This window comes from Streptomyces cavernicola (assembly GCF_029968035.1).
GTDB lineage: Bacteria > Actinomycetota > Actinomycetes > Streptomycetales > Streptomycetaceae > Streptomyces > Streptomyces cavernicola.
In genome coordinates this window covers 38585-56720 of sequence record NZ_JASCIQ010000021.1, presented here as the reverse complement: position 1 = coordinate 56720, position 18136 = coordinate 38585, and the positions used below count along the sequence as shown (strand labels likewise).

Here is an 18136-nt window from a genome sequence, read left to right as displayed (position 1 = left end):
CCTAGGACCGCCCGCCCTGCAGCAGCCCCTTCTCCTTCAAGTAGGCCTCCGCCACGTCCTCCGGCAGGCGGCGCCAGCTGTCGACCTGGCGGTTGAGCGCGGTCAAGTCGGCTGTGGTGAGTACGGAGTTGAGCTTTCCCAGGGCCTTCGCCACGCGGGGGTCGCCGGCTCGGGCGCGGTTGACGACGGGGACGATGTGGTCGGCGTTCTGGAGGTGCTTGTCGTCCTGCAGGAGTACGAGGCCGAACGTGTCGAGGGTGGCGTCCGTGGTGGTGGTGAGGACCATCTGGTCTCGGCCGTTCTGCACGGCCTGCTTGGCCTGGGTGGTGCCGACGCCCTTGGGGTCGACGGCGGTGATCCTGATGCCGTACGTCTTCTCCAACCCCGGCTTGCAGTACGGGCGTTGGACGCACTCGTCGCCGGCGGCGAGGCGTACGGGGAGCCCGGTGCGGCCCAGGTCGCCGAGGGTCTTCAGGCCGTGCTCCTGCGCGAAGGCGGCGGTGACGGCGAAGGCGTTCTGGTCGACCGCGCGGCCCGCGTCGAGGACCGTGAGCCCGCGCGCGGCGGCCAGTTTCCGCAGGGCGGTCATGGTGGCCGTCAGGTCGGGTGAGCCGACGGGCTTCGCGTCGGGGCCGTTGGCCTTGGCGTTCAGCCAGTCCGCGAAGGTCGCCGCGTACTCGGGCACGACATCGATCTGGCCGTTCTCCAGGGCGGGTTCGTACAGTTCGCGGTTGGCGACGGAGAGGAGCTGGGTGCGGTAGCCCTGCTCGCGCAGGAGCAGCGCGTACATGTGGGCGAGCAGGTCGCTCTCGGTGAAGCCCGCGGATCCGATGGTGAGGCTGCGGCTGTCGCCGGGCGGTGCGGTGACCTCGCCCTGCTCCTCCAGGGACGGGCCCGTGGTGCAGCCGGTGATCAGGATCGGCAGGACCAGCAGCCCGGCGAACGCTCCGGCGGCCCGTGCGCGAGCTGCCCTCATGCGGTTGCCGCCTTCCTGCGGGCCAGGCCTGGGGTGAGGCGTTCGCCGACTTCGAAGCAGGCCTCGACGAGCAGGGCGAACACGGCGACCAGCACCGCGCCCGCGACGACCTGCGGCGTGGAGGCGAGGTGGAAGCCCGCGGTGATGATGCGGCCGAGGCCGCCGCCTCCGGCGAGGGCCGCGATGGTGGCGGTGGCGACGAGCTGGACGGCCGCGATCCGCACCCCGTTGACGAGCTGGAAGCGGCGGGCGAGGAGTGCGAGGGGGACGGCGAGGAGCATCGCGATCGTGACGGACAGCCCGGTCAGGGAGAGGTGTTGGAGGAGGGCGTCCGTGAGGAGGTGGCGGCGGGTGCGGAGGTAGTCGCCGCAGAGCCGTTCGTTGCGCGCGAGGCAGTCGTCCGGGGGCGCGGTCACCCGTCCATTGCAGCCCGCTGCGGGGGGTGAGGCGCGTCTTGGTGAGCCGTACGGGGGCGGGGGCGGCGGGGTTCGGTGCGTTCTTCTCCCCTCCCCGCCCCTTCCCGAAAGCCTGCGGCGCTGTTCGTTCGGCTGTCGCGCCGTCGTGGCTGGTCGCGCCCACGCGGCGGAGCCGCAAATGTCACAGCCGCGCGCCCCTGTCGGGGCCCGTGTCGCCGCCCCAAATTCAGCCCCTCCGGCGTTCGAGATGGGGGTCCAGGGGGGGCAGCCCCGGGGAGCGGGGGCCTGGGGGCGCAGCCCCCAGGGGCTGTCCGCGGGGCTTTCGGGCACGTCACGATGTCCGCCCGGCTCGTGGAGCGCATCGACTGCCCGGCGTACGGCCCGCCCGCGTACCTGCACCGCCTGGCCAGGATCCTGCCGACCATCGCGTACGGACCCGCCATGTACGGCTCGACCCCGGTCGCCGAGGAGGTCCTCGACAAGCTGCAGCGGGAGATGGCGGGCGACGAGTCCGTGCAGCCGCTGATGCGGACGGGCAACCGCATCCACATCATGACCGCATCCACACCATGGAGGAGGCCTGGCGCACGGCGCACGCCAACCCGTACTACCGGCGCACGATGCGCTACGGCGGCGAGCGGATCATGCCGTTCCTGCAGGACGCGGGGCTCGTCGGCGGGCCCGGCCTGCCGCTGTGGCGCAAGGCGTATCTGCTGCAGCAGCCCCGTCGTTCCAGCGTCAATTCCCCTTCCTCTGCCTGTCATTGACGTACCGTCACGTCGCCTAGGCTGACCTGCCGTGACGAACCACATCGACGACATACTCGCCCCGCTCAACCCCCTCGATCCGCGCGAGTGCGCCGGCTACCGGCTCGTGGCCAGGCTGGGCGAGGGCGGCATGGGCACCGTGTACCTCTCGCACACGCGGGGCGGGCAGCCCGTGGCGTTCAAGGTGATCCGCCGCGAGTACGGCCAGGACCCGGACTTCCGGCGGCGGTTCGAGCAGGAGGTGCGGGCGGCCCGCCGGGTCCAGGGCTACCACCTGGTGCCGGTCGTCGACCACGACACCTCCGGTGAACTCCCGTGGATCGCCTCGGAGTTCGTGCCCGGACTGTCCCTCGCCGACGCCCTCGCCGCGCACGGCCCGCTGCCGCTGCCCGCCGTCCTGCAGCTGGTCGGATGTACGGCGAAGGCACTCGGCTCGATCCACGCCGCGGACGTCGTCCACCGCGACCTGAAGCCCGCCAACGTGCTGCTCAGCTCGACGGGCCCGTACGTCATCGACTTCGGCATCGCGCAGGCCGCCGACGCCACCCAGCTCACCCGCAGCGGCGGCGTCATCGGCACGCCGCAGTACATGTCGCCGGAGCACGCCCTGGGCGAGCCCGTCGGCGCGGCCGGGGACGTGTTCGCGCTCGGCCTGATCGCGGCGGTCGCGGCGACCGGGCGGCACCCGTACGGCGAGGGCGGCGCGACCGCGCTCGGGGTGCGCATCGCCAACACCGACCGCACGCCGCCGGACCTGAGCGGCTACCCGGCGGCGCTGCGCACGGTCCTCGAACGCTGCCTGACCGCCGACCCCACGGACCGCATCGGCACGGACGAGTTGGCCCGGCTGTGCGAGCAGGCGGCGGAGCGGCCGCTCCGTGCGTTCGACGGCTGGCTGCCCGCGCCCCTCGCGGAGCGGATCGCGCACCGGGAGGCGGCCGCCGCCCACCCGCCGACGCCGACCCGGCCGGACACCGCCGCGCACCTGGCAGGGCAGCCCACCGTCACAGCACCGCCCCGCCCCCGGGCCGCGCCCACACCGCCTCCGGCGGCCGCCGCTCCCCCGGCGTCCGGCCGCACCCGGCCCGCGCTGCTCGCCGCCGCAGCGGTCGCCGCGGTCGCGCTCGCCGTGGTCGTGACGTGGACCCTCGCGCGGCCGGACGCGGGCGCGGACGACGACCCGCAGGCCGGGCCGACCGGCGGCAGCGCGAAGCCGACGGCGACCGACGACCCGACGGGCGCACCGAGCGACGCCCCGTCGGACCCCGCCTCGCCCCGACAGCCCACGTACACCGCCGTGTTCAAGGACAAGCCGCTGACGCTGCGGGCCCCCGCCTGGAACTCCGGTACGCATGTGGACCTGGACGCGCCGAAGGTCTTCCCGGACGGCGAGATCGGCGAGGACGAGGGGATGGAGCTCACCTACCAGGACTGGAGCGACCACGACCTGCGGTTCCTGACGCCTGTGGGGCGGAGCGCGGGACGTACGCCCGAGGCGTGCAGGACCGGCGTCGACACGGACACGCTGCCCGCCGCCGTGCCCGGCGCCCAGCTGGAGAAGGGCACGACGCTGACCGAGGGCACCGTGCTGTGCACGGTCACCAGCGACAACAACCTGGCGATGCTGCGGATCACCGAGGTCGTGCCCAGCACGGACGAGGGCCTCTCCAGCGACATGCCGGACTACGTCACGTCCCTCACCCTGTGGCAGATCTCCGAGTAGGGCCACAACTCCCGGCCCAACTGGGACAGTTGACCCCTACGGCAGTGCGAGGCGGGCCACCGCGCCCGTCTCCAGGGCCACCCACAGCGCGCCGTCCGGGCCCACGGTGAGGCCGTGCGGCTCGGACGAGGGGGACGCCAGGTCGTAGCCGGTGATCTCGGGGCGTTCGCCGGGGCGGGCGGTGATGCGGCCGATGCGGTTGCCGCCCCACTCGGTGAACCAGCAGTCGCCGGGGCCGGTCGCGACGATCGCGTGCGGCTTGGCGGCGGGGCCGGGCAGCGGGAACTCCTCGACCGTGCCGTCCAGCGAGATACGGCCGATGGCGTTGGCCATGATCTCCACGAACCAGAGGGACTCGCCGTCGCTGGTGATGCCCACGGGGCCCGCGCCCGGCGTGGGCAGCGGATGGATCGCCACGTCCCCGTCGACGGTGATGCGGCCGATCGCGTCGGCCTGGTTGAGCGTGAACCACAGCGCGCCGTCCGGGCCTTGGACGATCGCCGAGGGGAAACCGCCCTCCACGGGCAGCTCGAACTCGGTGACCCGGCCGTCGACGGTGACGCGGCCGATCCGGTCGGCGCTCAGCTGCGTGAACCAGAGCGCCCCCTCGGGCCCCGGCGCGATGCCGTACGGGCCGCTGTCGGGCGTGGGCGCCGGGAAGGAGCTCAGCTCGCCGTCGGTGCTGACGCGGCCGATGCGGTGGTCGCCGTTGCGCGTGAACCAGAGCGCGCCGTCGGAGCCCGGCACGATCACGGTCGGCCGGCAGTCCGGCGCGTCCAGCGGGAACTCCTGCACGGCGCCGTCGGTCGCGAGCCGGGCGATGCGGCCGCTGTGCACGAGCGTCACCCACAGCGCGCCGTCGGCCCCGGCGGCGATGCCGTACGGACCGTCCTGGGCGCCCGAGACGGTGAACTCCTGTGGGACCGGGGCGACTTGGCGCGACACGGTGGACTCCTTCAGCGATCGGTCGTGGTCGGGTACGCGATCACCATGCCAGAGTCTGCTCCGGTATCGGGCCCTCGGTCGGTCCGCCCTGCAGGAACGCGAGGCGGCTCGGCACGGCGTTCCGTTGCTTCGCACCGGAGGTCCGGGCTCGGCTCGGAGCAAGCTCAGCGGGGCTCCATCCCGTCCTCGGCGAGGACGCGCTGCGCCACTGCGAGGGCCGCGTTCGCGGACGGCACGCCGACGTAGACGCCGCACTGCAGCAGCACCGCGCCGATCTCCTCGGGGGTGAGGCCGTTCCGTACGGCGGCGCGTACGTGCATGGCGAGTTCGTCGAGGTGGCCGTGGGCGACGAGGGCGGTGAGGGTGACGAGGCTGCGCTCGCGGCGGCTCAGGGTGGGGTCGGTCCAGATCTCGCCCCAGGCGTAGCGGGAGATGAAGTCCTGGAAGCCCGCGGTGAGCCGGGTGGTGCGCGCCTGGGCGCGGTCGACGTGCGCGTCGCCGAGCACCTCGCGGCGTACCGCCATGCCGGGGCCGGGCCCGGGAGCGGCGAAGTGTTCGCGCAGGGCGGCCAGGACGGCGGCGGGTTGTTCGGCGGGCGCGAGGTGCGAGGTGTGCGCCAGTTCGGTGAGCCTCGCGCCGGGTACCGCGTCGGCGATCTCCCGCGCGTGCACGGGAGGTGTGGCCGGGTCGTCGCGCCCGGCGAGGACCAGGGTGGGCGCGGCGACGGACGGCAGGTCGGGGCGGAGGTCGAGGGCGGCGAGCGCGTCGCAGCAGGCGGCGTAGCCTTGCGGGTCGGTGCGCCGCAGGTCGTCGACGAGCGTGCGCCCGAGGCGGCCTTCGCGCCCGTTCAGGAACCCCGGCGTGAACCACCGCCCCGGTGCCCCTTCGGCGACCGCGTCCGTCCCCGACTTCCGTACCAGGGCGGCCCGTTCGAGCCAGGGCTCGGGCGCGCCGAAGTGGGCGGAGGAGCAGATCACGGCGAGCCGGTCGATCCGCTCGGGGTGGTGCGCGGCCAGCCAGAGACCGACGGCGCCGCCGAGCGAGACGCCCGCGTAATGGAAGCGTTCGAGGCCGAGGCGCTCGGCCAAGTCCAGTACGAGGGAGCCGAGTTGGGCGACGGTCGCACCGGGCCCGATGAGCTCTGCGGGTGACTCGCCGTGTCCGGGCAGGTCCCAGCGGACGGTACGGAACGCCGAGCTCAGCTCGGGCGCCACGGCGTCCCAGAGGGCGGTGGAGGTCCCGAGGGAGGGGCCGAGGAGGAGGGCGGGCCCGGTCGGGGGTCCGTCGGCGTGGTGGTGGAGCGTGTCGTTCATGGCTGGCTCATTCGTTGCTGCTGGCTGAGGCGGTGCTGCTGGCTGGGGCGGTGCTGCTGGCTGAGGCGGTGCTGCTGGCTGAGGCGGTGCTGCTGGCTGAGGTGTTGCCGGCTCGTGCGTTGCTCTCGCGTTGCTCGCTCGTGCGTTGCCGGTCAGGAGGGGCTCAGCGCCGGGTGAGGGCACGGTCGGTGAGCGCCGCGGCGGCGCCGGTGTAGCGGGTCGGGTCGGCCAGGTCGGCCAGGTCGAGTGCGGCGACGGCCTTTTCGTCGAGTCCGGCGGCGCGCAGCAGCTCCGCCCAACTGTCCACTCCTGTAACGCCGTTGGCCGACGCCTCGGTGAGGAGTTGCTTGGCGTGTGCTCGGCCCAGCGGTCCGGAGAGCGCGGCGGCCAGGCGCTCGGTCACGATCAGGCCGCCGGTGAGGTCCAGGTGGGCCCGCATCCGGTCGGGGAACACCCGCAGCCCCGCGGCGAGTTCGGCGGCATCGCGGGCGGCCCCGCCGACCGTGCGCAGCAGGTCCCGCAGCGGTTCCCACTCGGCGTGCCAGGCCCCGGCGGGCCGCTCGTCCGCGGCGGCGACGCTGCCGTACAGGGTGGCCGCGAGGGCGGGGGCGCGCCGGGCCGCGGCGGCGATCAGCGTGGCCCGTACGGGGTTGGACTTGTGCGGCATGGCCGAGGAGCCTCCGCCGCCGCCCTCGGCGACCTCGCCGATCTCGGTACGGGAGAGTACGAGGACGTCGGCGGCGAGCTTGCCGAGCGCGCCCGCCGTGAAGGCGAGCGCCCCGGCCAGGTCGGCGACCGGGGTGCGCAGGGTGTGCCAGGGCAACTCGGGTGCTGCAAGTCCGAGTTGGCGCGCGTACGCCGAGACGAGCCGCAGCTCGCGCCTCTCCCCCACTCCCCCGAACGCGCCGGACGCGCCGGACGCGCCGGACTCGGCTCGGCCGAATGCCTCCCGTCCGAACTCGCCGAACGCAGCCAACGTGCCTGCCGCACCGCCGAGTTGGGCGGGCAGCGCGGCCCGTACGGCGGCGAGCCGGTCCCGGGCGTCGAGGACCAGGGAGCGCCAACCGGCGGCCTTCAGGCCGAACGTGGTGGGCACGGCGTGCTGGGTGAGGGTGCGGCCGGGCATCGGGGTGTCCCGGTGCTCGGCGGCCAGTCGGCCCAACTCCCCGACGGCCCGTTCGAGTTCGGGCAGGACGAGGGCCAGGGTGCGGGAGGCGACGAGCATCGCCGCCGTGTCCAGGACGTCCTGGCTGGTCGCGCCCCGGTGGACGTACGCGGCGGCCTCCTCCGGCACGGCCGCCGTGAGGTCCGCGACGAGCGGGATCACCGGGTTGCCGCCCGCGCGGGCGCGCACCGCGAGGCCGCGGACGTCGAACCGCTCGGCGCGCGCGGCCGCGGTGACGGCCTCGGCCGCCCGTGCGGGAGCGAGCCCGAGCTCGGCCTGCGCGCGTGTCAGAGCCGCCTCCGCGTGCAGCATGGCCTGCAGGAACTCCCGGTCCCCGGTGGCGAGTTCGGCGGGCGAGGCGACCCGCCCAGGCCCGAGCAGCCCGACGTCCTGGACGCCGCCGGAGCTGTCCTCGTACGTCATGAGAACTCCAGGAACACCGTCTCGTCCGGCCCCTGGAGGCGCAGGTCGAAGCGGTACGTGGCGTGTGGTTCGGCGGTGGCGAGGAGCGTGGCGCGGCGCTCGGGCGGCAGGGCCGCGAGCAGCGGGTCGGTCCCGGTCGCGGGGGAATCACCCGGCACGTACACGCGCGTGAACAGGTGGTGGGTGAGGCCGCGGGCGAAGACGCAGACGCTCAGGTACGGGGCGTGCGGGCCGCGCGCGCCGGGGCGGAGGGTGCGGATCGCCCAGTGGCCGTCGGCGTCGGTGGCGACGCGGGCGAAGCCGGTGAAGTCCACGCCGTTGCGGCCGAGGAAGCCGCCGGTGACCGGGTCGCGCCGCAACGAGCCGCCCTGCTGCGGCAGTTGACCGTCCGCGTCCGGTCCCCAGAACTCCAGGAGCGCGTCCGGTACGGGCGCGCCCGCGCCGTCGAGGACCCGGCCGTGCACGGTGACCGTGTCGGGGTGGGCGTACGGGGCGGCCTCGGGGCCGCCGGGGAAGGGGAGCGCGTAGCCGTAGAACGGGCCGATGGTGTGTGACGGGGTGGGCGCGTGCGGGACGGGCGCGTGCGGCGTGCGGGTGCTCATGTCAGCGTCCCTCCTCGATCCAGGTGGCGGCGGGGCCGTCGAGCACGATGTCCCAGCGGTAGCCGAGGGACCGTTCGGGCCGGGACAGGTCGTGGTCGTAGGCGGCGACGAGGCGCGCGCGGGCGGCCTCGTCGGTGACGGACTGCAGGATCGGGTCGTACGCGAAGAGCGGGTCGCCCGGGAAGTACATCTGGGTGACGAGGCGCTGCGTGAAGGCCGAGCCGAACAGTGAGAAGTGGATGTGCGCGGGCCGCCAGGCGTTGGCGTGGTTACGCCACGGGTACGCGCCGGGCTTGATCGTGGTGAAGGCGTACGAGCCGTCGTCGCCGGTCAACACCCGCCCCACACCGGTGAAGTTGGGGTCGAGGGGTGCGGGGTGCTGGTCGCGCTGGTGGGCGTAGCGCCCCGACGCGTTGGCCTGCCACAGCTCGATCAGCTGGCCGCGCACGGGCCGGCCCTCGCGGTCGAGGAGCCGGCCGCTGACGGTGATGCGCTCGCCGAGCGGTTCGCCCTGGTGCTGCCGGGTGAGGTCGCTGTCGAGCTCGGTGACGTCGGTGTCGCCGAAGGCGGGCGAGGACAGCTCCGCGGCCTCCGGGTCGAGCCGGGTGTCGACGGCGACGGGCGGCTGCGTGGGGTGACGCAGCGCGCTGGAGCGGTACGGGGCGTAGTCGCGCCTCGGGTGGTGGCTCGGTTCCGCGCCCTCGGCAAGGCCCTTCTCGTACGCCTCGCGCTCGCGCGCCATCCGGCGGTCGATGTCGGCCTGCGTCAACTCCCCTGCGGGGGCGGGCTGCCGGGGAACCGTCCTGGTGGACTCGGACATGGACGTCAACTCCTGGCGTTCGAGTACGAGGGCGAGGCCTCCCGTCCCCTGAATTAATCCCATGAATTAATCAGTGCACTGACTATCTCTTCATGAGTCGGAAGCGTGGCATCATGTGTGGCCCGGGTCAAGACCCTCAGTACAAGGAGCATCTCGGTACGCGGGGCATCTCGTACGGGGAGCGCCCACCGCCTCCGACGGAAGGACGTCCGTGCCCGCGCTGGACCTCAGCACACACCCCGGCCACCTGGCCCGCCGGCTGCAGCAGGCGCACACCCTGCTGTGGCACACGGTCGTTTCGGAGGACGTCACCTCGCCCCAGTTCGCGGTGCTCAACGCGCTGATCGGCGAGGGCGGGATGGATCAGCGGACGGTGGGCGAGCGAGTGGGCCTCGACCGGTCCACGGTCGCCGAGGTGATTCGCCGACTTGTCGACCGGGGCCTGCTGGACAAGGTGCGCGATGCGCGGGACGGGCGGCGGTCGGTCCTGCACGCCACGGAGGAGGGCCGCCGCGTCCACCGCCGCCTCGCCCCGCGCACGGCCCGTATGAACCAGATCTTCCTTGCGCCGCTGGACGCGGAGGAGCAGGCGCTGTTTCTGGGCTTGCTGCGGCGGGTGGCGGATTCGGCGGAGGGGTTGCGGGGGTAGGGGTTTCCCCCACCCCGCCCCTTCCCGAAAGCCTGCGGCGCTCTCGCGTTCGTCTGCTGCGCCGTCGTGGCTGGTCGCGCCCACGCGGCGGAGCCGCAAATGTCACGGCCCCGCGCCCCTGACAGCCAGCCCCCTTCGGGGCTCAATCAGCCTCTCCGGCGTTTGAGGAGCGGAGGTCTGGGGGCTGGCCCCCGAGGCGGGGTCCGGGGCGCAGCCCCGTGGCGGGGTCCAGGGGCGGCAGTCCCGTGGCGGGGTCCAGGGGCGGCAGTCCCGTGGCGGGGTCCAGGGGCGGCAGTCCCGGGGGGCGGGGTCTGGGGGCGCAGCCCCCAGGAGCTGTCCGCAGGACTTTCGGGAAGGGGCGGGGAGGGGAATCAAAAGGCCCGAGGGCCTACTCCGGCTGCGTGGCGATCTGGATCAGGTTGCCGCACGTGTCGTCGAAGACCGCCGTCACCACCGGCCCCATCTCCACCGGCTCCTGCGTGAAGTGAACCCCCAGCGCGGCCAACCGCTCGTACTCCGCCCGGACGTCCGCGACGGCGAACTGCGCGATCGGGATGCCGTCGGTGACGAGCGCGTCGCGGTACGGCTTCACCGCGGGGTGCCCGGCAGGCTCCAGCAGAAGCTCCGTGCCGCCGGGCTCCTCGGGCGAGACGACCGTCAGCCACCGGTCCTCCCCGCCCACCGGCACGTCGTGCTTCTTCACGAAGCCGAGTACGTCGACGTAGAACCGCTCCGCCTTGGCCTGGTCGTCGACGAAGACGCTGGTGAGATGGATCTTCATGGGGTGCTCTCTTCCGGTTCGGGCTCGGGCCACCGCTCGGTGATCTGCCGGAGCGGGGCCGTGTTCAGGTCGTGGTACTTGTAGCGGCCCTCCCGCCTGGTCTCGACGAGCCCCGCGGCCTCGAGCACGGCGAGGTGCTGGGAGACCGCCTGGCGCGAGATGCCGAGCTGGTGCCTCATGCTCAGCCGCCCGCAGATCTCGAACAGTGTCTGCCCTGAGCGGTCCGCGAGCTCGTCGAGGATCGTGCGGCGGGTGGGGTCGGCCAAGGCTTTGAACAGTTCATCGGCCACGCCGCCCAGCATAGGCAAGTGACGACTTGCCTATCAACTCCGAGCCCAGGAAAGACCCCAGGCCCGAGTCCCGCCCGAGCGAACCCAGCCGACCTGGCCAAGCCATCGCTTCGCAAGGTACTGTGCATTGCATGGAACCAGGCAAGGCGAGCAACCGCTCCGCCGGAAAGGCCGAGAGCCAACTCCGCAAGGGCGTGTTGGAGTACTGCGTGCTCGCGCTGATGCAGGACGGCCCCCGCTACGGCGTGGAGCTGCTGCGCGAGTTGGAGCGGTCGGGGGCGTTGGCGACGAGCCAGGGCACGGTGTATCCGCTGCTCTCGCGGCTGCGCAGGGACGAGCTCGTGGAGACCAGTTGGCGCGAGTCGACGTCGGGCCCGCCCCGGCGCTACTACGAGCTGACGGACGCGGGACGTGCCGCGCTCGCTGAGTTCGCACGGATCTGGCCCGGGTTCCGGGACGCAGTGGACCACTTTCTCGTACCGCCGCAGGGGCGGTCCGAGTCAACTGGAGGGGAAGCATGAAGGCCGCAGAGAACACAGAGATCGACGCATACCTCGCGGCCGTGCAGCGGGAGGCCGCGGCGCTGCCGCCGGAGCGCCGCCAGGAGCTCGTCGCGGACCTCGCCGAGCACATCGAGGTCGCGCTCGCGGAGCGCCCGGACGCGCTGTCCGAGGTGCTGCGCGAGCTGGGCGACCCGCGCTCCATCGCGGCCACCGCGCTCGCCGAGTCCGGGGTGGGCGGCGTGCCGGGGAAGGCCCCGGAGCGGGGCTTCCGGGACCGGATCCCGGCGCTCCTTCCGGTGCTGCTCATCGCGCTCTCGCTGCCGCTCGGCTTCGTCCTGATGCCACTCGGCACCATCGGCCGCCTGGCCGCGCTCGTGCTGCTCTGGGTCGCGACGTGCTGGAAGGTCCGGGACAAGGCGATCGCCACGTTCCTCGCCTTCGTGGCCGTCCTGGGCATCAACATCGCCGTGTACTACATCGACCCGCCCAACCCCACCGTCATCGACGTGATCACCGCCGTGCAGATCGGCCTTGCGCTGATCGCCGCCAGCTGGCTGTGGGCGACGCGCCGCCGCTGACCCGCAGGGCCCGTACAGCTGATCCGCAGGGCCCGTACACAGGGAGCGGCCCGTGGACACTCGCCGCCGAGTGTCCACGGGCCGCCGCGTTCCGGGCCGAAGCCCGCATACCTCCCATCGCCCATCGCGCATCGCTCATCGCGCATCGCCTATCGCGTAGGCCTCACAGCACCGCGATGCCCAACGGCCGCTCACCCGCCGTGAGTCGGGAGGTCTTGCCGCTCTCCACGTCGACGATCGTGATGCCGTGCCAGTAGCCGTCGCGCGTGAAGCCGCCGCTGACGTAGGCCGTGCGGCCGTCCGGGGAGACGGCGACGTCCTCGTGCGGACCGCCGAGCGGGATCACCCGCTCCTTGCCGTCCTTCGTGCGGATTGTGAGCGACGGGTCCTCGTCGTCGGAGCCGATGGGGCCGGTGCCGACGACGAAGAGGGTGCCGTCCTCGGTGATCGTCGCGCCGTGCTGATGCGTGTTGGCGGTCATCGGCTCGATGCGGGAGTCGCCGGTGCGCGGGTCGACCACGACCAGCTTCTCGCCCTCGAAGGGGAAGAGGAGCTTCCCGTCGGAGGGCCGTACGACCGCGTAGTGCGGCTTCAGCCAGGAGCCGAGGCCGCCCTCGGTGCCGTACGGGGCGACCTCGATGCGACGCGACTCGCCCTCGCCGTCGGTGGGCACCACGGTCACGTCGAAGGAGTCGTGGTCCGTCGCGTACACCTCGCGGCCGTCGCGTGAGACGTCCACGTCGAAGGGCCTGCGGCCCACCGGGTCGGTGTCGGTCACCTCGCGGGACTTGGTGTCGATGGTCTCCAACACCCCGTTCCCGCCCGGCACGTTGACGCCCACGTACACGTGCTCGCCGTCCGGCGCGAGCGCGATGCCCATGCCGCCGCCGCGGTACTCGCCCGTCGCCGGGGGCCCGGAGTCCGTCTTGTACGGGATGAGCACGAGCCGTTCGCGCTTCTGGGTGTCGACGACGGCCACGCCCTCGGCGGTCGCGACCCAGGCCCGGCCGTCCTCGCCGACGACCAGGCCGTACGGGGCGGTGCCCACCTCGACCTTGTCGATCGGGCCCTTCTCCGGGTCCACGAACGTGACGGTCTCGCCGCCGAAGTCGGCCACGAGGAGGGTGCCTTCGGGGGTGCGCCCGGCGGGCTCGGAGCCGGGGGCGACCTTCGCGGGCTCGTCGCCCTCGCCCGGACCCGCGGCCTGCGTGCTGCTGCAGCCGGCGAGCAGCGTGACGGCCGCCGCCGCGACCACGAGTCCGGTACGGCGGGCCCGCGTCGCACGACTCGTACGCCCGCTCATCGTCCGACCGCTCATCTGCTGCCCGCTCATCTGACGCCCGCTCACCTGACGCCCGCTCATCGAACGGCCCTCAGCAGACCCGCGATGCGCTCGAAGCCGCGCCGCTCGGCGTGGACGAGGGCGGTGACGCCTTCGCCGTCCGGGAGGTCCGGCGTGGCCCCCGCGGTGATGAGCAGCTCCACGATCTCCTCGTGGTTCCGGCCGCCGTCGCCGAGGATCACGGCCTCCAACAGGGCCGTCCAGCCGAGGTAGTTGACGTGGTCGACGTCGATGTCGGACTCGCGAAGGAGGGCTCGTACGTAGTCGACATGGCCGCGCTCGGCGGCGGGGATCAGCGCGATGCCGCCGAAGCGGTTGCGCAGCGTGAGGTCCGCGCCGGCCGGGAGGAGGAGGCGCATCATCTCGACGCTGCCGGTGACCCCGGTGACCAGCCACGGGCTGTCGTCACGGGCGTCCTGCGCGTTCGGGTCGGCGCCGGCGGCGACGAGTGCACGGGCCGCGTCGACATGGTCGGCGCTCGCGGCGAGCAGCAGCGCGGTGCGCCCCTGGGCGTCGCGGGCGTCCGGCTGCGCGCCGGCGTCGAGGGCGGCGCGCACGGCCGCAGCATCGCCCTGCGCGGCCGCCGCCAACAGGGCCCGGTCCTGCTCGATCGTTCTGGTCACTGCCATCCCACGCTCCTCGGTCCTGTCTGCCGAGTCCATACTGCGGCCGCGGGGAGTCCGCGACGGTCGACGTACCGGCTTCGGGGTGCGGGCGCAATGGGGGACGTGGGGGTCAGCCGATCGGTGGATGCGGGCGCGGCCACCCCGTGCTCCTCCCCACCCCACCCCTCCCCGAAAGCCCTCGCGCACAGCCCGGGGGCTCCGCCCCCCGCCCCCCCCTTTGCTCGGGGCTGCCGCCCCTGAACCCCGCTTGGCGCTGCCGCCCCTGGACCCCTTGCTCGGGGCTGCCTCCCCTGAACCCCGCTTGGCGCTGCCACCCCTGGACCTCGCTCGCGCCGCCGCCCCTAGAACCCTGCTCGGGGCTGCCGCCCCGGACCCCCTTGCTTGGGGCCGCCGCCCCTGGACCCCGCTCGGGCTGCCGCCGCGGGGCTCCGCCCCAGAACCCCCGAGCGGGGCCTCCACCCCTAGGCCCCGCTCGGGGCACCACCCCTGGGCCCCACCCCTGGGCTCCGCCCCGGACCCCATCTCGGGGGCCAGCCCCCGGCCCCCCTCCCCAAGTCCTCGGCTGCGCTCGAGCAGGGGGACCCCCATCTCAAATGCCGGAGAGGCTGAATTTGTCCCCGCGCCTCAGCTGCCCGGGAGGGGCTGGATTGTGCGCACTGCGGCTGTGATGAGTGCCCTCTCAGGGGCGCGGGGCTGCGATGAGTGCCCCGTCAGGCGCGCAGGGCTGTGCCATTCGCAGCTTTGCCGCGTGGGCGCGACCAGCCACAACAGCGCAGCAGCCGAACGGCGGCCGGGCCCCGATAGGGGCGCGGGGAACTGCGCGACCAGCCACGACGGCGGGCCAGCCGAACGACAGCCTGGGTCCGGGGCACAGCCCCGAAGCGGGGTCCAAGGGCGACAGCCCCAGACGGGGGCGGGGGTGCAGCCCCAGGTGGGGAGACGGGGCGCAGCCCTAGCCCGGGGGGGGGACGGGACGGGGCCACAGCCCCCGAGGCTGTCCGCAGGACTTTCGGGAAGGGGCGGGGAGGGGAAAGACTGCCGCGCCGGTGCAGAGCCACCCTGAGTCCGCGAGCTCCACCGCGCCGCCCGCCAGGTCAGGTCGGCCACGACATGTTCAGCGCCCGCTCGAAGTTGCCGCCCCCCGAACCCATGGAACCGTCCGAAAGACCGTCAACGGATTTGCGGCGCGCGGGAGTTGAAGCCCCAGGCCAGGCTCCACCCGCCGCACCGCCAGTCGGACGCCGCGGGCCGCCCGCCGTACGCACCGGCCGGGGCGGCGCTCCTGGTCGGCCTGAACGGCGGATACTTCGGGGCGGCCGCGGCCGCGCTGATGCTCGCGGTGCTCGCGCTCTCGCTCTCCCTCTCGGCAAGCGAGCCGCTGCCGGTGACCAACACGGTCAAGAACATCACCACCGGCGCCGCCAACGTCACGGCCACCGTGGCCTACGCCTTCCCCGCCCCGGCCCAGCGGGCCGCCACCGCGGCGCTCGGCCGCGGCCTCGGCCTCGGCCGTCTCGTCGGCAGCCGCCTGGGCCCGGTCGTCGTCCGCCGCCTGCCGGAGCAGCCGCCGCGCATCGGCCTCGCCCTCGCGGGGCTCGGGTTGGCGGAGTCGCTCCGGTGCTAGGGCGCGCATCGAGTCGTGATCAATCGCCATCAGTCGCCGGGAGTCGATCCCGGGCTGAGTTCGGTCGCCTGCCAGGGAGAACCCAGGATGCGACCTGCGAAGATGACGCCATGCTGCAGGTTTGTCTCAACGGTGCTCGAAGCCGTGCCGAGTGTTCCCATCTGCCGGTAACTGCCGACGAGTTGGCGGTGGCGGCCCGTGCGGCTGTCGCCGCCGGCGCCGATGACGTCCATCTGCACCCCAAGGACCGCGACGGTCAGGACACGCTGGAACCCACCGCCGTCGCCGCCGCTGTGAGCGCGGTGCGGGTCGCTGTCCCGGGCATTCCGGTTGGGGTTACCACCGGCGCATGGGCCACGGCGGACCCTGATGCCCGTGCCGCACAGGTCCGGTCCTGGACCGTGCTACCTGACCACGCTTCCGTGAACTGGCACGAGGACGGCGCCACCGATGTCGCCGCGGCCTTACTGGACCGGGGCATCGGCATCGAAGCCGGCATCTACTCCGGCACTCCCGCGGCACAACGGTTTCTGGACTGGCCCGGATCCCGCCGAGTCCTGCGCGTCCTGGCCGAGATCACCGAGACCACCCCGCAGGAAGCTCTCCACGCCGCAGCCGGCCTGCTGGACGGACTCGGATCGGCTGCCGCACCGATTCTCTTGCATGGCGAAGACACCGCCGCGTGGCCCATCCTGCGACTTGCGGCCTCCCGCCGCCTGGATGCCCGTATCGGCCTGGAAGACGTGCTCCACCTCCCCGACGGTGCCCCCGCTCCGGGCAACGCCGCCCTCATCCTCGCAGCACGCGAGATCATGCAGCGCGCACCACAGGGCACGCACTAGCGAGTCACGACTCCGTGCTCTGCCTAGCGGGCCGCACTTGCGGTCGGCAGCGACGTGAACCTTGCTGGTCCGCCCGCCCCGCGAGCATCCCAGGAGGGCGGCCTCCAGAGAGGTGAGCACGTCCTTTCTCCTGTGCATCCCCACGGCATCGTGGTGGGCTACGGGCCGATGAACTCCCACTCCTCGTACGCCAGTTGCATTCACGTCACGCAAGATGATCTACCGGGCCAGAGGCTCAGGGCGGGGTCGCTCCGGCTACGAGGCGGCCACCCGACGGACCCGGCCCGAACGCACACCCCTACGCTCCCCGCATGAAGATCGAACCCGTGCTCACGAAGCTCGTCGAGGATCTGGAGAGCCGCGTCTCCGCCCAAGTCGCCGCATCGGTGGAGGAGTTGGCGGCACACGGCGACCGCGTGGTGCCAGAGTTGCTGCGTGGCGCGGCCGACAAGAATTCGACACGTCTCCTCCAGCCGTACGCGAGAGTCCTCGAACTCATCGGGCCACCGGCGTTCGACGCGGTCCTCGCGGCAGTGCGTCGCGAGGAGTTGAACGGCTGGCTGTCCGGCCGGCTGCTCGGCGCCTTCGACGAGCGCTGCGCCGAGCAGTACGCGGCACTGGCGGTCGAGCCCGACCACAGCCTGTCGTACGCCGGCTTCCAGGGGCTGATCAGGCTGCGGGTGGACTCCGAGGCCGGGCTGCGGGCCCTCCTCGACGCGTTCGCCCGGGAGGGGCGCCCCAGCTACAAGGCCGAGGAATACGCCCGTACCATGCACGACTCCTACGCGCCGCGGTTGCGAGCCCTGCGCCGGGACCCCACAGCTTCCCGGTCGGTACGGCGGGCGGCGCTCGGCGTCCTGATGGAGGTCGGCGGGCTCGACGCGCTCGACGAGCGCGACCGCACGCTGGTGGAGCGGCTGGTCCGGGGGAAGATCCCGGGCGAGGTCCCCGAGCTGCCGTCGCCGCGGCTCAGCGGCTGGTGGACGGCCGTGCCGGGGGCGACGTACGAGGGCGTCTTCGACGCGCTCGGCCTGCACGACCCCCGCCCGGTGACCGTCGCGGCGGGTGTGGCGGCCGCGATGGGTCGGACGATCCGGGCACCCGGCTCCGAAACTCCCGAGCGAGCCGTCGGCCGGGTCTTCGTGACGCCGGAACTGGACGGCTGGCGGCTGGTGTTCGGCCAGTTCGACCTGCTCGTCGGCGACGACCACTTCGACGGCATGATCCACACGGTGGAGCGCCTCAGCCGCGCGTGCGGCCGGGCCCAGCTCTTCTTCCTGGACGACGCGGGCGGCGCGGACCTCTGGTTCGTGGCCGAGGACGGCCTGGTGATCCGGCGCTACGCGGCGGAGAGCGTCCCGGAGTGGGAGGGAACCCCGCTGCCGTGGGAGACGCTCGCCGTGGACGACCCGGACTTCGACGACGAGTTCGACGAGTTGGACGACGTGGAGCCCGACGCGGGAACCGCGGGTGCCCGTGCCGCCTGCGGACACCTGTCGGTCGATCCGGACCTGGTCGGCGCGGACACGGTCGTACGCGGACACGGCTGGCTCGCGGTCACAGCGCCGAACGTGGGGCACGGGCCGTTCCCGGGGCTGCTGCCCGTCTGATCCGCGCCGACCGTCCTCGACCCGACCCTGACCGGCGGTCGCAGGCAACTTCCGTACGACCAGGGCGAGTTCGCGGTACACGCGGATGAGACGGTCGGCGGCTTGCGGGGGCACGGCCACGCCACCGCTCCCCGCCGCGCC

Annotated in this window: 18 protein-coding genes and 2 pseudogenes; 9 read left to right on the top strand and 11 right to left on the bottom strand. The window is 73.4% G+C overall.

From position 1 onward, the window contains the following. Position 1: 1 nt before the first annotated feature. Complete coding sequence (locus tag QIS96_RS20520) at positions 2–976, bottom strand: ABC transporter substrate-binding protein (RefSeq protein WP_282544116.1); 975 nt, start codon at positions 974–976, stop codon at positions 2–4. Then, a pseudogene (locus QIS96_RS20515) lies at positions 973–1212 on the bottom strand (ABC transporter permease); the annotation flags it as partial. The gene QIS96_RS20520 and the pseudogene QIS96_RS20515, both read right to left, overlap by 4 nt. A 516-nt stretch (positions 1213–1728) precedes the next feature. On the opposite strand from QIS96_RS20515, the pseudogene QIS96_RS20510 reads away from it, so the two are divergent. The 3 genes and pseudogenes from QIS96_RS20510 to QIS96_RS20500 all read left to right on the top strand — a co-directional run. Next, positions 1729–1884 (top strand): annotated as a pseudogene (locus QIS96_RS20510) (diiron oxygenase); the annotation flags it as partial. Between the two features lie 77 nt (positions 1885–1961). Next, complete coding sequence (locus tag QIS96_RS20505) at positions 1962–2159, top strand: hypothetical protein (RefSeq protein ID WP_282544205.1); 198 nt, start codon at positions 1962–1964, stop codon at positions 2157–2159. Positions 2160–2190: 31 nt separating this feature from the next. After that, positions 2191–3882, top strand: a complete 1692-nt coding sequence (locus QIS96_RS20500) for a serine/threonine-protein kinase (RefSeq protein ID WP_282544115.1) — start codon at positions 2191–2193, stop codon at positions 3880–3882. Between the two features lie 36 nt (positions 3883–3918). On the opposite strand, the gene QIS96_RS20495 is transcribed toward QIS96_RS20500, so the two are convergent. The 5 genes from QIS96_RS20495 to pcaH all read right to left on the bottom strand — a co-directional run bounded on the left by QIS96_RS20495 (position 3919) and on the right by pcaH (position 9150). Continuing rightward, a complete protein-coding gene (locus tag QIS96_RS20495; RefSeq protein WP_282544114.1) occupies positions 3919–4827 on the bottom strand; it encodes a Vgb family protein in 909 nt (302 codons plus the stop codon). Positions 4828–4991: 164 nt separating this feature from the next. Then, the gene (gene pcaDC, locus QIS96_RS20490; RefSeq protein WP_282544113.1) at positions 4992–6140 is read right to left on the bottom strand and encodes a bifunctional 3-oxoadipate enol-lactonase/4-carboxymuconolactone decarboxylase PcaDC; all 1149 of its coding nucleotides are present in this window, start codon (positions 6138–6140) and stop codon (positions 4992–4994) included. A gap of 163 nt (positions 6141–6303) precedes the next feature. Beyond that, positions 6304–7728 (bottom strand): 3-carboxy-cis,cis-muconate cycloisomerase, encoded by a 1425-nt coding sequence (gene pcaB, locus QIS96_RS20485; protein ID WP_282544112.1) that lies wholly within the window; start codon positions 7726–7728, stop codon positions 6304–6306. Next, positions 7725–8330, bottom strand: a complete 606-nt coding sequence (gene pcaG, locus QIS96_RS20480; RefSeq protein ID WP_282544111.1) for a protocatechuate 3,4-dioxygenase subunit alpha — start codon at positions 8328–8330, stop codon at positions 7725–7727. The genes pcaB and pcaG overlap by 4 nt, the downstream gene beginning before the upstream one ends. A 1-nt stretch (position 8331) precedes the next feature. Further along, complete coding sequence (pcaH, locus tag QIS96_RS20475; protein WP_282544200.1) at positions 8332–9150, bottom strand: protocatechuate 3,4-dioxygenase subunit beta; 819 nt, start codon at positions 9148–9150, stop codon at positions 8332–8334. A gap of 211 nt (positions 9151–9361) precedes the next feature. Between pcaH and QIS96_RS20470 the strand changes: the two genes are divergently transcribed. Then, positions 9362–9799 (top strand): MarR family winged helix-turn-helix transcriptional regulator, encoded by a 438-nt coding sequence (locus QIS96_RS20470; RefSeq protein WP_282544110.1) that lies wholly within the window; start codon positions 9362–9364, stop codon positions 9797–9799. Between the two features lie 388 nt (positions 9800–10187). On the opposite strand, the gene QIS96_RS20465 is transcribed toward QIS96_RS20470, so the two are convergent. Further along, positions 10188–10580, bottom strand: coding sequence for a VOC family protein (locus tag QIS96_RS20465; RefSeq protein WP_282544109.1), 393 nt, complete (start codon positions 10578–10580; stop codon positions 10188–10190). Beyond that, a complete protein-coding gene (locus QIS96_RS20460) occupies positions 10577–10870 on the bottom strand; it encodes an ArsR/SmtB family transcription factor (RefSeq protein ID WP_282544108.1) in 294 nt (97 codons plus the stop codon). The genes QIS96_RS20465 and QIS96_RS20460 overlap by 4 nt, the downstream gene beginning before the upstream one ends. 131 nt (positions 10871–11001) lie before the next feature. Between QIS96_RS20460 and QIS96_RS20455 the strand changes: the two genes are divergently transcribed. Together QIS96_RS20455 and QIS96_RS20450 are read left to right on the top strand one after the other, a co-directional pair. Then, positions 11002–11391: a PadR family transcriptional regulator gene (locus QIS96_RS20455; protein WP_282544107.1), complete on the top strand. Its 390-nt coding sequence runs from the start codon at positions 11002–11004 to the stop codon at positions 11389–11391. Continuing rightward, complete coding sequence (locus QIS96_RS20450) at positions 11388–11951, top strand: DUF1700 domain-containing protein (RefSeq protein WP_282544106.1); 564 nt, start codon at positions 11388–11390, stop codon at positions 11949–11951. The genes QIS96_RS20455 and QIS96_RS20450 overlap by 4 nt, the downstream gene beginning before the upstream one ends. Before the next feature lie 163 nt (positions 11952–12114). Here the strand turns inward: QIS96_RS20450 and QIS96_RS20445 are convergent, their stop codons facing one another. Then, a complete protein-coding gene (locus QIS96_RS20445) occupies positions 12115–13284 on the bottom strand; it encodes a YncE family protein (protein ID WP_408907226.1) in 1170 nt (389 codons plus the stop codon). A gap of 26 nt (positions 13285–13310) precedes the next feature. Beyond that, entirely contained in the window at positions 13311–13922 is a 612-nt protein-coding gene (locus QIS96_RS20440) for an ankyrin repeat domain-containing protein (protein WP_282544105.1), read from the bottom strand. Between the two features lie 1192 nt (positions 13923–15114). On the opposite strand from QIS96_RS20440, the gene QIS96_RS20435 reads away from it, so the two are divergent. From QIS96_RS20435 to QIS96_RS20420, 3 genes are all read left to right on the top strand, one after another. Further along, positions 15115–15543: a TSUP family transporter gene (locus tag QIS96_RS20435; protein WP_282544104.1), complete on the top strand. Its 429-nt coding sequence runs from the start codon at positions 15115–15117 to the stop codon at positions 15541–15543. Positions 15544–15653: 110 nt separating this feature from the next. Next, positions 15654–16385: a 3-keto-5-aminohexanoate cleavage protein gene (locus QIS96_RS20430; RefSeq protein ID WP_282544103.1), complete on the top strand. Its 732-nt coding sequence runs from the start codon at positions 15654–15656 to the stop codon at positions 16383–16385. A gap of 311 nt (positions 16386–16696) precedes the next feature. Next, positions 16697–17995: a hypothetical protein gene (locus tag QIS96_RS20420; RefSeq protein ID WP_282544102.1), complete on the top strand. Its 1299-nt coding sequence runs from the start codon at positions 16697–16699 to the stop codon at positions 17993–17995. Positions 17996–18136 lie beyond the last annotated feature (141 nt).

Bases quoted from the DNA above. Each gene is read 5' to 3' on its own strand.
- QIS96_RS20520 (WP_282544116.1), bottom strand. From the start codon at position 976: ATGAGGGCAGCTCGCGCACGGGCCGCCGGAGCGTTCGCCGGGCTGCTG.
- QIS96_RS20505 (WP_282544205.1), top strand. From the start codon at position 1,962: ATGGAGGAGGCCTGGCGCACGGCGCACGCCAACCCGTACTACCGGCGC.
- pcaDC (WP_282544113.1), bottom strand. From the start codon at position 6,140: ATGAACGACACGCTCCACCACCACGCCGACGGACCCCCGACCGGGCCC.
- pcaB (WP_282544112.1), bottom strand. From the start codon at position 7,728: ATGACGTACGAGGACAGCTCCGGCGGCGTCCAGGACGTCGGGCTGCTC.
- pcaG (WP_282544111.1), bottom strand. From the start codon at position 8,330: ATGAGCACCCGCACGCCGCACGCGCCCGTCCCGCACGCGCCCACCCCG.
- pcaH (WP_282544200.1), bottom strand. From the start codon at position 9,150: ATGTCCGAGTCCACCAGGACGGTTCCCCGGCAGCCCGCCCCCGCAGGG.
- QIS96_RS20465 (WP_282544109.1), bottom strand. From the start codon at position 10,580: ATGAAGATCCATCTCACCAGCGTCTTCGTCGACGACCAGGCCAAGGCG.
- QIS96_RS20455 (WP_282544107.1), top strand. From the start codon at position 11,002: ATGGAACCAGGCAAGGCGAGCAACCGCTCCGCCGGAAAGGCCGAGAGC.
- QIS96_RS20450 (WP_282544106.1), top strand. From the start codon at position 11,388: ATGAAGGCCGCAGAGAACACAGAGATCGACGCATACCTCGCGGCCGTG.
- QIS96_RS20445 (WP_408907226.1), bottom strand. From the start codon at position 13,284: ATGAGCGGGCAGCAGATGAGCGGTCGGACGATGAGCGGGCGTACGAGT.
- QIS96_RS20440 (WP_282544105.1), bottom strand. From the start codon at position 13,922: ATGGCAGTGACCAGAACGATCGAGCAGGACCGGGCCCTGTTGGCGGCG.
- QIS96_RS20430 (WP_282544103.1), top strand. From the start codon at position 15,654: ATGCTGCAGGTTTGTCTCAACGGTGCTCGAAGCCGTGCCGAGTGTTCC.
- QIS96_RS20420 (WP_282544102.1), top strand. From the start codon at position 16,697: ATGAAGATCGAACCCGTGCTCACGAAGCTCGTCGAGGATCTGGAGAGC.